General features: G+C 37.2%; 6 protein-coding genes. 3 read left to right on the top strand and 3 right to left on the bottom strand.

Annotated elements, in window-relative coordinates; genetic code table 11:
* Window positions 1-2 precede the first annotated feature (2 nt).
* Window positions 3-1,652 carry a tetratricopeptide repeat-containing sulfotransferase family protein gene (locus PSR9079_RS18660; protein WP_149982804.1) on the top strand — a complete coding sequence of 550 codons (1,650 nt, stop codon included), beginning with the start codon at window positions 3-5 and terminating at the stop codon, window positions 1,650-1,652.
* Between the two features lie 93 nt (window positions 1,653-1,745).
* Here PSR9079_RS18660 and PSR9079_RS18655 read toward each other — a convergent pair whose 3' ends face one another.
* Window positions 1,746-3,113, bottom strand: coding sequence for a 2OG-Fe(II) oxygenase family protein (locus PSR9079_RS18655; protein WP_179959222.1), 1,368 nt, complete (start codon window positions 3,111-3,113; stop codon window positions 1,746-1,748).
* A 476-nt stretch (window positions 3,114-3,589) separates the two neighbouring features.
* Window positions 3,590-4,780, bottom strand: a complete 1,191-nt coding sequence (locus PSR9079_RS18650) for a DUF547 domain-containing protein (RefSeq protein ID WP_149982802.1) — start codon at window positions 4,778-4,780, stop codon at window positions 3,590-3,592.
* 856 nt (window positions 4,781-5,636) lie between these two features.
* Between PSR9079_RS18650 and PSR9079_RS18645 the strand changes: the two genes are divergently transcribed.
* The gene (locus tag PSR9079_RS18645) at window positions 5,637-8,582 is read left to right on the top strand and encodes a TonB-dependent receptor plug domain-containing protein (protein WP_179959221.1); all 2,946 of its coding nucleotides are present in this window, start codon (window positions 5,637-5,639) and stop codon (window positions 8,580-8,582) included.
* A 513-nt stretch (window positions 8,583-9,095) separates the two neighbouring features.
* Here PSR9079_RS18645 and PSR9079_RS18640 read toward each other — a convergent pair.
* A complete protein-coding gene (locus PSR9079_RS18640; RefSeq protein ID WP_149982800.1) occupies window positions 9,096-10,721 on the bottom strand; it encodes an alpha-glucosidase family protein in 1,626 nt (541 codons plus the stop codon).
* 722 nt (window positions 10,722-11,443) lie between these two features.
* On the opposite strand from PSR9079_RS18640, the gene PSR9079_RS18635 reads away from it, so the two are divergent.
* Window positions 11,444-14,194, top strand: a complete 2,751-nt coding sequence (locus tag PSR9079_RS18635) for a TonB-dependent receptor (RefSeq protein ID WP_149982799.1) — start codon at window positions 11,444-11,446, stop codon at window positions 14,192-14,194.
* The last annotated feature ends 22 nt before the right edge of the window (window positions 14,195-14,216 follow it).

The following is a 14,216-nucleotide window of genomic DNA, read 5'->3' as shown; positions in this document are numbered from 1 at the left end:
AAATGGTATCAGGAAAAGAAAAATTAGCCGTTGCAGTACAGTTTTTAAATGCAGGCAATATTGAAAGTGGTAAGTCTTTATTGATTGAATTAACACTTGACGCTAAGGTCGCTGAGCAAGCACTAACCTTGTTATTTAAAATTGCAATGAAGCAAAATAATATTAATCAAGCTAAATACTATTGCTTACAGCTTATTAATAGTTGCTCATCTAAATTTGATTACGTGTATACACTTGTACAGCTTTATTTATCAGATAATGAGTATAATCTCGCGATAAGTGCATTAGAAAGCTACTTAGCACTTTTCCCCAATCATGATAGAGCCCGTTTAGAACTTGGAGTTTTAGCAAAAAAGGCAAATCATAAAGAGCTGGCAAAAAAACACTTACTCGCCGTAACTAATTCTAGTTTAGAAAATAAATATACCGCTCTAACCGAGCTTGCAACTGTATATTCAGAGCTTTATCAAGATCATAAAAGTGCAGTTAACTGCCTTAAAGAGGTTATAGAGGCAGAACCAAGTAATATTCAGGCACATTTTAATTTAGCGAATATTTTTGAACAGCAAGGCGCAAAACAAAAAGCAAAATTTGCATTCTATTCAGTATTGTCTATTGATCCTAAACATAGTTTAGCACTTGCCCGATTAGCTGATTTAGATACATTTGATGAAGTTTCGGCCTTAGCATACGAACAGCGAAGTTTAGAGCTTTTAAAAAAAGAAACAAATGATGTGCTATGCGCTGATTTACATTATGCGTTAGGGAAAGTCTTTAATGATATTAAAAATTACTCAAAAGCATGGGGTTACTACACTAAAGCAAATAGTTTTAACCAAAAATATCTGCCTAAATATGATCGTAATGCGATTGATCAAGTTACCGAACATACTTTAAACCGTTCTCACTGTATGCATCAAGCACCTGCTTCTGAGCAATTAACGCCTATTATTATTTGTGGCATGTTTCGTTCAGGCTCTACATTAATTGAGCAAATACTAAATAGTTGTTGTGATGTTAGCGCTGGTGGAGAAATTACTTATTTACATAGCCAATTATTTAATTTAGTTGGTAGTAAAAATGATTTTTTACATAAAGTGAAGTCATGTGAATTTAGTAAAGGCTATCACAGTGAATTAGCCTTACGTGCTAAAAATACAAGTTTAGTTACAGATAAGCGGCCTGAAAATTACCTTTATATTGATGTTATTAAAAGTTTATATCCGAATGCAAAAATCATTTGGACAGAACGAGATATAAGAGATAACAGCTTATCTGCATATTTTCAGCATTTAGGACCTAATTTGAATTATGCGACAGACCTAAATGATACTATTCATCATTACGAGCATCAGCAAATTATAAAAAAGCATTGGCAAAGATATTTTGATAAAGATATCTTTACGCTCGAGTATGACCAATTAGTTGTTTCTCCAACAGCAACACTGCAAACTTTATTTAACTTTTTAGGTTTAGCTTATCAGGGGGAAGCAGATACTTTTCACCAACAAAAAAATTACGTCAGTACAGCGAGTGTATGGCAAGTACGCAAGCCATTATATAATACCTCATCAGGACGTTACTTAAATTATTTGCCATTTATTGTGGAATGTATAGAAAATGGAGAATATAAAGATTTACTCAAAAGCTAAAGCTGGTTTTTATGCTTAACTGTTGATTTAATTACACGTGTTTATAGTAGTACATACGCGCTTAATTAAACTATTAATATTGGTTATGCCTCTTTATCTTAGAGGCATAATATCGCAAGGTATAGTTAAGCGGGGTTGGTTACTTATAAGCTTGTGAGTGCCATGCCATATATAGCTAGGAAAAATGATGATCTGACCGGGTTCAGGGCAAACTTCCATGGCTATTGCTTCTCTCTGACCTAATTCTAAACTTGTTTCTCCAAGTTTTAACCAACCACTTTTAGTAATATCACTGTTATTCATTTCATCAGGTATCGAAATATAACTTGGTGCGGATAACCAACCATGAGGATGAATATGATTCGCATGGTAACCACCATGATCAAGCTTTACAGACCAGCTTCCTTTAGTTGTAAAGCGGTGTTGATTTCGAACAAGTAATGGATGAGTAGGATCTTTTGGTAACGCCATTAAGTAATTGTTGATACATGACGTCATAGATTTTTTGAATAAATTTAACAACTCATTAGAGCGGTAGAGCAGATGCCCAGTAGTTTGACTACCACTGCGAACACTTTGATCTAAAGGCTGTTTATCGTTTGTATGCAGATTGAGCAATAAAGACTTTAAATCGTCATTAAAGTTTTCAATTGACTTGTAACCTTTCGGGGGCGGTAGTTCCATTACTCTTACAAATTGCTGATAATTGGTGAGCCAAAAATACTTTTCATCATTTAATAAGCGCCATGCCGTGCTTAAGTAAGCCCACAACTCTTGATTATAAGGATTAAACTTTATCGCTTCTTCTAGGTGTTTTACAGCAAGTTTATATTCATGATTTTGAATGTAAAAATTGCTAAGGTCTACTGCATATCGTGCATTTTCTGGAGCCTGCTGGACAAGCGTATATAATATATTGAAAGCCTGCTCATGTTCACCGAACTTATCCAGTACAATGCTATAAGCATGCTTTAAATCTAAATTGTCTTTAAATAGATTGACTGCCTGAATTGATATTTTCATGGCACTTTCAAGATCATTAATTTGCAATAATTGCCCAATTTGGGAGTGAATTAATACTGGATTTGCAGGGAATTTTTTGAGAGTTGTTTGATAAGAACTCATTAGTGACGATTTAGCTGATTTTTCCCAATAGAGTTTATTTAGACTCTCATGAGCTGGTATATAGTTTGGAGCTTGTGCTAAGCATTGTTTTAAGTGTATTTCCGCATAGTCTAATTTTTTTAGATCATAGTAAGTACAGCCAATTACATAGTTAAGCTCGGCGCTTGAGTGGATTTTATCGAGAGATAAAAATAAGGCTAAGGCCTCTTGAAATTGGCCTAAATTACGAAAATTGCATGCGCGCTTATATTTAAAGTGAAACTGTTCAAATATAGCTTCGGGTAACTGTTGAAATTGAAGTTCAATTTTTTCTAGATCACCAAGCGCTTCATACAATGCTATTTGTAACCAGTGAAAGCGAGTAAGTAGCTCATCGTTGTAGCTAATCTTATTTAGATGGTGTTTTGCTTGTATTAAATGTTCTGTTTGGATCAAGCTCTCAATGTAATTAAAATATGCCTTTTGTGTTTTTAATGCTTCTGTTGAATTTTCACACCAGTTCATACACTCTAGGTACTTACCAAGCTTACATAGTAAATTTGTATAGTTATCAATAAGAGCATGATTAAGAGGGTGTAATGTTAAAGCTTTGTTATAGCAAAGCTCAGCTTCATTATAGTTATTGAGTGCGGCTAGGGTAAGGGTATATAACATATACCAGTCCGCTGAGTTTGTTTTATTAGAATTAAGAATTTCTATTACTTGTAAATACTGCTTATTATTGAAAGCACTGAAGGCTTGTTGAAGGTAGTTAATCACATCGACACCCTGTTTTTAGTTTATGGTAACAGGGTGTACGAAAATGTGAAGTTCTATTGCTTTTTATCTTCTAAATCTTTAATTTTGACTGAGCCACTATTATCCTTTTTCTTCAAATTAAGGCTTTTAATCTTCTGAAGTACCTCTGGTGAAAAGCGACCATAGTCAGTTGTATGAGCTGTTATGGAGTCTGATAAAAAACCTAAATTTGTTGCGCCTATACCAGAGTCAGCTCCCTCGCCTCTTTGTACCGGTGACGCTGAATTATCTACAACCGCATTAAGCATAGCTGCGGGATTTGTAGCAGTACCTGCACCAAATACACGTTCTGAACCATATAAGTCCGTAATGTTCCAATTTTCTATATCAACATTAAAACGTTTTGCATATTTAATGTCTGAATTTATCGGCGACTCTGCATAATCAATTAGATGTGCGCGTAAATCTTTTTCAAAATCATCAAACAATCCTTTCGTTTGATCAAAATATTTCGAAACATAGACACGATCTTTATTTTTTATCATTACACCACGGTTAGAATTCACAAACTCTTCACCATTTTCTGCTAACTGATGATAAACTTTGCTCCCTTTATATGCTTCTGAGCGAATATTAGGGCTACCGATATTACCTTGATAAAAACCATACATTACGATAACTTTCTTTTTACCGAATTTCTTAAAAACAATATTCTGTTGTATATCATTTAATGATAATTGATGCCCTGCGACAGTAATAAACTCTTCCTCTAAAATAGATTTATCACCGAACAAAAGATCTTCGGTGTTTCTAACAGGGTAGTGAGAAATGAGTTTCTCAAGCATCGCAGTATTGTATAGGTTTAGCCAATAGGCTAATTGCTCATCCAAACTTAGTTCATTGAGAGAAATTTCATCAGGTAAGCTTTCTAAGCTAACACGAATTTTATGAAATCCATCTTTTAATGAAGACTTCGTAACCTCTTCAAAGTAAAAGCGATTAGCCTCTAAGGCTGTATCGTTATTCTTGTGTGCTTTCATCCTTGTGCCTATCGAAGATTGTGAATTTCGTTTTGATCTATCAGACTTGCCAAGGTCAATGACAGTTAATTCAAGAAGGGCATCTAAATCGTCATATGAGACTGTTATGTCTCTATTTAAGCTAAAATCAGAAAATTCATCTGGAAGTTGATAAAAGTCTTGAGCAGCTGATACTGCTGATATTGAGTTATAAATGCCAGCTATGAGTACTATATATTTGAGCATAAGTTTTCCTTTTTTTACTTTATGATTTCATTCACAAAAAATTCATGGTTAATATTGTTGCTTTTTAATTTTTAGTTTACAAGTTGTTATTTTTATTTTAAAACAAAGTAAATAAATAGCAAGTTATTCTATATTTAGACTAAATTAGATGGGAGTGTTGAAATATTGTAAAAAATCATTATTTTTTGACTCATTTTTTTGTGTTTTATACTCAGCTTTTATTTATGTTAATTATATTTAAAGTGAGGTTGATAGGTTGGGTTTTGAGGTATCTTGATGTAATTTTTTCTTCCTAAGTTGACATCTATTTCCAGTGTTTGAATTGTAAAAATCAAAATAGAAGTAGATAAAAGATAGATTAGGGGCGCGGGAGTATTTTAAAGAAAATATTTTTCATTGCATTGAATTTTTTAATTTAAGAATGTAATTAAAGACAGTTGAATCAAAGTGTTAGCGATGCTCATTTTAGTCAACATTGTATATAACATATATCCTCAAATTTGGGGAACAAACAGAGTGTTCTAATCACTTTTTCCAGTCATATTATCTGAGCCTAAATTGCTTTCTTAGAGTTATTAGGTTTATTTAGTTAATTTATTATCACAAACAAGCATCAGTCTTGCGAAATTTTAAAGTACATTCTCAATATAAACAAATGGTTGAAATTGTTTTCTTTGTTCCAAAACTGTAAATTCGCTGATTTTAAAGTTAAATAAGTGTTGACCTTTAGCTGTCTGTGATATTAATATCACAATCGCTAGATTGGGTACTAGTGTCTTTTAAAGGTACTTTCGTACTCTTTTGTGAGTAATTAAAACTAATAAAATCATATATAAATATGACCAGGGAGAATCAAATGTTAAATAATAAAGTTTCAAAGGCTGTTCGCTTAGCGATCGCTTTTGGTGCAACATCAACAGCTGCGTTTTCTGCAAGCTCTATTGCAGCTGATGAAGGTGTCGAGAAAGTTGAAAGGATTGAAGTAACAGGGTCGCGCATTAAACGTACGGATATGGAGACTTCACAACCAATTCTTACAATTACGTCTGCTGATATTGACCGTTCAGGCTTAAGTGGGTTAAATGATGTATTAAAAGAAATTTCTACTAATGGAGCTTCATTAGGGCTACAAACAAACAATGGTAATACTTCAGGAACTTCAACAGTTAATTTACGTAACTGCGGTTCATCACGTACTTTAGTCTTAGTTAATGGTCGTCGCTGGGTTAGTGAGTTAGGTGGCGGTGTAGACGTATCTACTATTCCACTTGCTGCTGTTAAAACTATCGATATATTAAAAGATGGTGCCTCATCAGTATATGGTACAGATGCGATTTGTGGTGTTGTAAACGTTATTACTCGTAACGATTATGATGGCGCTGAAGTAAAAGCTTATATAGGTGAAACATCTGAGGGTGATGGCCGACGCGAAAGTTATTCTGCAACCTTTGGTAGTACAACTAATAAAGGCAGTGCTTTACTAAACGTAAGTTATACTAAACAAGAAGCTATTATGGGTGGTGATCGTGAGATTTCCTCAGTTCCTATTTATGGATTACCAGCGAATATTTCAGGCTCTGGTGGTCGTGCTAGTCCAACAACTCCATTTGGCGGATTTCCTGTTGATTTAGATGGTGATGGTGTTGCAGAACGGTACACTCTTAATAAAGACGCTCAAGGTTGTGCACCAAATAAAACGTGTACAGGTCAGTTAGCAGATTTCAAGTTATACGATCGAAATACTGATGGATATAACTTTGCACCGGTGAATTATATTCAACAGCCTCAAGAAACCATTTCGCTTTATGGGCAGGCGTCATACGAGGTACTTGATGATGTACTTTGGACACTTTCAGCTATGTATAATGAGCGTAGTTCAACTGCGCAACTAGCAGCTCAACCATTAGGCGGCATGTCAGTCTCAAAAGACAGTGTTTACAATCCATTTGGCCAAGATATTAATGGTGCGGCTTTTAGGCCTATCGTTTCACCTCGCTCATATTCTACAACAGCTACTACTTGGCGTTTTAACACTGCTTTACAAGGTGAATTTAGTGCACTGGATCGCTTTTTTACTTGGGATGCTTCAGCGACGTATGCTGATAATAATGTGATTCAACTTAAAAATGGCTTCTTCCACTCTGGGCGAGTAGACGAGTCGTTAGGAAAGTCATTTATTAACTCTGATGGTGAAGCTCGTTGTGGTACGGCTGATAATATAATCACAGGTTGTGTGCCGTTCAATATATTTGGTGGTCCAGACGGTGTAACTCCTGAAATGCTTGATTATCTAACAGTTTCACCAAGAGATATAACATATACTAAAATGTGGGACTACACTGCTAATATTGGTACTGAACTTTTTGAATTACCAGCAGGTCCAGTTGGCTTCGTTGTTGGTACTGAGATCCGTCGTGAATCAGGCTATGATTCACCAGAACCTCTAACGGTATTAGGTCAAGTATTAGGTGATAATGCGGCAACGCCAACTAAAGGTGGTTTCAATCTAAAAGAGTACTATTCAGAAGTCAATATTCCTATCTTAGCTGATATGCCATTTGTTGAATCTTTAGAGCTTGGTCTTGCCACTCGTTATTCTGATTACTCTACTTTCGGATCAACGACAAACTCGAGTGCTAAATTAACATATCGTCCAACATCTGAATTACTTATTCGTTCAAGTGTGAGTGAAGGGTTTAGAGCACCATCATTAAGTGATTTATATCAAGGCCAAAGTGATAGTCGTCCACCTGGAACTGATCCTTGTAGTACTGACTCTAATGAATACAAAACAATAGCATCAGTTCGTGAACGTTGCGCAGCAGAAGGTGTTTCTCCAACGTTCATTCAAGCAGCACCACAATTTGAAGCGGTTGTTGGTGGTAATCCAGATGTAGAGCCTGAGACGTCTAAATCATATACATTGGGTTTTGTATATAGCCCAGAGTTTATTGACGGTTTAGGTGTGAGTGTTGACTGGTATCGTATTGAGATTGAAAACTTTATTGGGTCACGAAGTGCAGGCTCTATCGCAAGCCGTTGTTATGAACAAGGCTTGGATTGTGAGCTGATTACTCGAGACTTTACAGGCACATTAAATGGTAATATAGGTGAAATTAGCCGTCTTGTTAGCACGACTATGAATTTCTTAGGCGGGAATGAGCGTGAAGGGTTAGATTTTAATATTGATTATCGTTTTTCAAATGACATGGGTAACTGGCGAATTAACTCAGATACCGCATATGTTATTTATGATGGTGATATTGGTAAATTAAATGAAGGTGACCTAACTCCTGATATCGCTATTTCATCAGGTAATACTGCTGGACGTTTAACTAAGGGAGCATCTGGTGGTGGTTCAAATCACAGAATCAAATCAAACCTAACATTATCTTGGAATAATGATGACTTTGCTGCTTCTTTAACTGCGCAATACTTTTCAAAATTAGTTGAGGATTGTACAGGGATAATAACGGCCGCAGATGGTTTGGGACAACCGGAACTGAAAAACCTATGCTCAGACCCTGATAATAAAGGCAATACTTACCGTTTAATTCCTGGTACTACCAATGTTGAAGTGACTGAGAATCAACCTTTACCTGAAAATAAGCTAAGCCCAACTGTGTATTTAGATGCACAAGGTAGCTGGTATACACCTTACAATAGTACGATTTCTGTAGGTATTCGTAATTTGTTAGATAAAGAGCCACCAAAAGCATACTCTGCTTTTGCTAATACATACGATCCAGCATACAGAACACCTGGCCGCTTTTTCTATGTAAGTTTTACGCAAAAGTTTTAATGTAATTAGCATTTTAAACTCAATGTAATAACAAAACCAGTCAGTTAATACTGACTGGTTTTTTGATATTAAATCCCCTACCTTTGATGGAAAATAAGCGACGTAATGCTTGTCATCCTATTTCTTCGTAAGTGGGAGTGTTCTATAACCACTTGGGCTAATTATTATTTTGATGAGTGGTAATTTAGCTTTATTAATCTGGCACATACTCTAAAATCACCATATTACTCGAGGGGAAATAGGTTAGTTATTCGGCAAGTTGTAGAGGTCCAATTTGTAAATCCTTCACTAGTCATTCATAAAAAAACTAAGCATTTGAAAGTAAAAAAATGGTTAAGATAAATTGATTTCGAGCGGCTCATTTTGTATGAATTGTATTATTGTTAAGCGAATCTTGTTTATAGTCGTATAAAGAACCAAAAAAAATCGGCCACAATATAGATTATGACCGATTACTCTTTTTTGAAAAGGAAATTACAATCTTGCAAATCCCTTTTATATTACTAAAAAATATTAACTAATGGCTGCGTAAAAGCAACCAAAACCAGGTAGGGTAAGGGTTTGTTTATCTAAGCTGCCATTGTGATGATTCAGTTCTGTATGTGGCACAATATCAGTGTGTTCAATGTTGAGGCTTGCAGGCTCTTGCGCTAGGTTAAATACGCACAACATAGTCTGGCCTGCAAAACGACGGTAAAAAGCTAACAATGGCTCAGGGGTATTAATAAATTCAATATCGCCTTCGAGTAAGATAGCTTGTTGCTTACGCCATGTTATAAAATGGCGGAACGCATTTAGAATAGAATCACTATCGCTATCTTGTTTGCTTACAGTCTGGCGTTTGTGGTTTTCGTCAACAGGTAACCAAGGTTTCGTTGCAGAAAATCCGGCCTGTTCACCGTCATCATTGTGCCATGGCATAGGCGTACGACAGCCATCTCGGCCTTTAAAGTTTGGCCAAAAAGTTATCCCATATGGGTCTTGTAAGTCTTCAAACGCCACACTTGCTTCGCCAAGACCTAGCTCTTCACCTTGGTACATACATACACTACCGCGCAATGAAGCGAGTAGGGCGGTAAGCATTTTACACTGCTCTGAGTTTACTTCACCATTGTTACTCCAACGACTAGCAACACGTTCTACATCATGGTTACTAAAGGCCCAGCATGGCCAGCCTTCTGTCATTCGTTCTTCCAATGTTTTAACTGTTGTACGAATATAATCACTGCTATAATCATTGGTTAGTAGCTCAAAACTGTAACCCATATGCAATTTATCGCCACCAGCGGTGTATTCAGCCATAGTAGCAAGTGAATCCTCGGATGATATTTCACCCAAAGACACGGTACCAGGATATTTGTCTAACAGGGTACGAATATCTTGCATAAAGCTGATATTTTCAGGTTGGGTATTATTATAATGATGATACTGAAATGCATATGGATTATCTTCGCTAAAACCACGGCCTTGGCGTTTTTCTGGTGGTTTGGCTGGGTTATCACGTAGCTGTGCATCGTGATAACAAAAGTTAATTGCATCTAGGCGAAAACCATCTACCCCTTTTTTAAGCCAAAACTCAACATTGTCTAATACTGCTTGACGGACATCTGGATTATGAAAATTAAGATCCGGTTGTTCAGTAAAAAAGTTGTGTAAATAATACTGGCCACGACGCGGCTCCCATTGCCAAGCAGGGCCACCAAAAATAGAAAGCCAGTTGTTTGGCTGGGTGCCATCTGGTTTTGCATCAGCCCATACATACCAATCTGATCTGGCGTTAGTTTTGTCTTCTCGGCTATCTAAAAACCATTGATGTTGGTCTGATGTGTGGCTCAATACTTGATCAATAATAATTTTAATATCACGTTGATGAGCTTGTGCAATGAGCTCGTCAAAGTCATTAAGATCGCCAAAAAGAGGGTCTACGTCACGATAATCGCTGATATCATAGCCAAAGTCTTTCATTGGTGATTTAAAAAATGGTGAGATCCAAATAGCATCAACACCCAGACTTTTAATATAGTCTATCCGGCTGATGATCCCTTTTAAATCACCAATGCCGTCACCGTTGGTATCTTGAAAACTGCGCGGATAAACCTGATAAATCACGGCACCCTTATACCACTGCTGTTGAGCCATTTTTTTCTCCATCGTGACAACACTCCCCATTTTACCCTAGCAATTATTACTGTTTAGAAATGGTGTGTTCGTAATCTTGTTAGCAGTTCAATTAAAGCAAACTACGTTATTTTTTAAAAAGCATACGTGAAGGGCTTGATACTGTAAAAAGGATGCATACGTATGCATGCTAAATAGATCGCTTTGATAAGGAAAACAGCTTCTGAAAAACCTATTAACAAAGGTATGTGAGCGGCAAATAGATGTTTACCAATTCTCGTTTTCGTATCATTAACAAAGTAGCAAATCCAACTTGGTGCATATTATATGGGTTCTGTAGCGTTATGGTGCAGCGCCATTAATGGTCTTACCAATTGGCATTTTGTGAGGGGGGCGATCGGGACTCGAATGCAAAGTGTGAATGCACTAATAATTAAGGTATTAAACTGTAAATCGCCGCGCTGAAGGAGCTCGAAGCAGTACATATTTCTTTTATAAAATAGAATGATCAATTATCCCCTCTTTATACCTATAAAAACAAGGTGTTGCCATTATTTGTGTGAATTTTTTGTTAACTTTGTTGGTTTTGTACTAGCCTGAATACGTATGCATAAAGTTGTTAAAAAAATAAGGCGGGCGTTAATATTCATCCTGACAACAAAATAGCTAACAAATGGTTTGCTTCTATCACAAGCAACTCGCTAAAAGTTAGTAATATAAAATTGGGTAACGGGAAACACATCATGTCTATGTTCAAACCAAGTATATTAACAATTGCACTTGCAACCGCAGGCTTAACTAGCATGTCAGGTTTTGCAGCTGAGCAACAAACAACTGCGAATGAAGATTTAGAAGTCATTGAAGTGAAAGGTTTTCGTCGTAGTTTAATTCAAGCTATCGACACTAAACGTTTCAGCAGCTCAGTAGTAGAGGCAATCTCAGCAGAAGATATTGGTAAGTTACCAGATTCGTCTATTGCAGAATCAATTGCGCGTCTACCTGGTCTTGCCGCGCAACGATTAGATGGCCGTGCAAGTTCAATTACTATTCGTGGTATGGGCGAAGACTTTAGTACCACAACATTTAATGGTCGTGAGCAAGTATCGATTGGTGATAACCGTGGTGTTGAATACGACTTATACCCGTCAGAAGTGATCAGCGAAGTTGTTGTATACAAAACGCCAGACGCATCTTTAACGACCCAAGGGATTGGCGGTACCGTTGATTTACGCTCTACGCGTCCTCTATCAGCCGGTGAACAATCAATTACTGCAAATGTGCGTTTTGAACAAAACGAAATGGATGCAGTTAATCCAGAAATGGATAATAAAGGTTATCGTGGTTCGTTTGGTTATGTAGATCAATTTGCTGACGATACCATTGGTGTTGCATTTGCTTATGCCCACATGGAATCACCAAATCAAGAACAACGCTGGAATGCATGGGGTTATGATCCAAGTGGTGCTGATGGCGATTTACGTTTGACGGGCGCTAAGCCTTATGCACGTTCATCAGAGCTAACAAGAGATAGCTTTTTAGGTGTGCTTGAGTTTGCACCATCAGATAAACTGCATATTACCGCCGATGCGATGTATGTTGATTTTGAAGATAAGCAAATATTACGAGGCATAGAGCTGCCATTAAATTCAGGTCGTGCAGATACAAATTATGAATCGTTAGCTACCAATGGTGGCGTTGTTACTCAAGGCCAAGTTAATAATATTAAAACCTTAGTTCGTAATGACGTAAACTTTAGGACTGCTGATTTACTCGCGCTTGGTTTTAACGTTGAATACGATATAAATGACAGCTGGCAAGTGGCTGCTGATGTGAGTTATTCAAAGGTTGAACGTGATGTCTGGGGTCTTGAAAGCTATGCAGCGACAGGACGTGGTGACAACGAAGGCCTTGGTGATAACCTACAATACAGCCTTGACAGTGGTATGGCTGGCGCCATTTTTACCCCTACACTTGATTATTCAGACCGTGATTTATTTCAACTGGGCGCAGCACGTACTTGGGGAAATAGTGTTGTTGGTGGCGATGGTCAAGATGGCTTTTTAAATAGACCACATGTTGAAGATGAATTAGCATCATTAAAGTTAAGTGCAAAAACTTACATTGAAAACAGCCCGATAAGCCAAGTTGAATTTGGTGTTAACTACAGCAGCCGTGAAAAAGATAAACAAGATACCGGTGAGTACCTGCGCCTCAAGCAGTATCCTGAAATGGTGCGTATCCCAGATGAATACTACCTAGGCTCAGTATCACTTGATTTTATTGGTATGGGTGACATGATTGCGTATGATTCGTTAGCCCTATACAACAGCGGCGCGTACGATTCATTTAATCAAGCTGATACTGATACAGGCCGTTGGGCAAATATTTGGACTGTACAAGAGGATATTTTAACTGCCTATGTTAAAGCTGATTTAGATACTGAATTGTTTGGTTTACCTGCACGCGGCAACGTGGGCTTGCAAATTGTAAATACAGATCAAAGCTCTGACGGTTATGCGGTTGATTCAGATCCGGATACAGGGCTTGTCCGTGTACAATCAAATAGAGCAGGCGACAAGTATACCGAATTTTTACCAAGCTTGAACTTGAACTTATCGTTGACTGAAGATCAAATGCTACGCTTTGGTTTAGCTCGTACAATGTCGCGTTCACGTATGGATCGTATGAATGCAAGTAACAGCTACAGCTTTGATGCGGCAAAAAACAACGTTACAACACCACCGACTAATCTAGAAAATTCACCGTGGAGTGCAAGTGGCGGTAACCCAAGTTTGCGTCCTGTTATTGCTAATCAAATCGACTTATCGTATGAGTATTACTTTAGTGCGGAAGGTTATTTTGCAGCTGCTTTATTTCATAAAGACATAGAAGATTGGCAGTTCAACACGCAAATAGTGGGTGATTTTGCTGATGTTGATACACCTAATGGTGAAGTGCCGATCACTAACCAAGGTCTAGTGAGCGCATGGGATAACGTAGGCGATGCAAAAGTATCAGGCCTTGAGTTAACAGCGACATTACCAGGTAATATACTCAGCGATAGCCTTGAAGGCTTTGGTACAGTTATTAGCGCTACCTTTTTAGATTCTTCGCTTGATAACCTCAATGGTGAGAAAGAAGAAATTCCAGGTCTATCAGATAAAGTTTATAACTGGACACTTTATTATGAAAACTACGGTTTTCAAGCACGTGTGAGTATGCGTTACCGCTCTGACTTCTTAGGTGAAGTAAATGGTCTATCATTAGCAAGAACAACGGTCGTTGTTGCAGAAGAGACTATCTGGGATGCCCAAATTGGTTACGATTTCTCTGAGTCTAGCATTGAAGCATTACAAGGTCTTACTGTATCGCTACAAGCACAAAACTTAACTGATGAGCCGTTTGTAACTTATCATGACGGCAATAAAGCAACGGTACGTGATTATCAAAGCTATGGGGCTAATTATTTATTAGGCTTTGCTTATAAATTTTAATTAAATATACCCAAGTCAGTAT

The sequence above is a fragment of the Pseudoalteromonas rhizosphaerae genome (assembly GCF_902498845.1).
Lineage (GTDB): Bacteria > Pseudomonadota > Gammaproteobacteria > Enterobacterales > Alteromonadaceae > Pseudoalteromonas > Pseudoalteromonas rhizosphaerae.
Note: the sequence above shows the minus strand (reverse complement) of the source record. Positions and strands in the feature narration are given on the sequence as shown.

Excerpts from the sequence above, each read along its gene's own strand:
- PSR9079_RS18660 (WP_149982804.1), top strand. The coding sequence starts at position 3 with ATGGTATCAGGAAAAGAAAAATTAGCCGTTGCAGTACAGTTTTTAAAT.
- PSR9079_RS18650 (WP_149982802.1), bottom strand. The coding sequence starts at position 4,780 with ATGCTCAAATATATAGTACTCATAGCTGGCATTTATAACTCAATATCA.
- PSR9079_RS18645 (WP_179959221.1), top strand. The coding sequence starts at position 5,637 with ATGTTAAATAATAAAGTTTCAAAGGCTGTTCGCTTAGCGATCGCTTTT.
- PSR9079_RS18640 (WP_149982800.1), bottom strand. The coding sequence starts at position 10,721 with ATGGCTCAACAGCAGTGGTATAAGGGTGCCGTGATTTATCAGGTTTAT.
- PSR9079_RS18635 (WP_149982799.1), top strand. The coding sequence starts at position 11,444 with ATGTCTATGTTCAAACCAAGTATATTAACAATTGCACTTGCAACCGCA.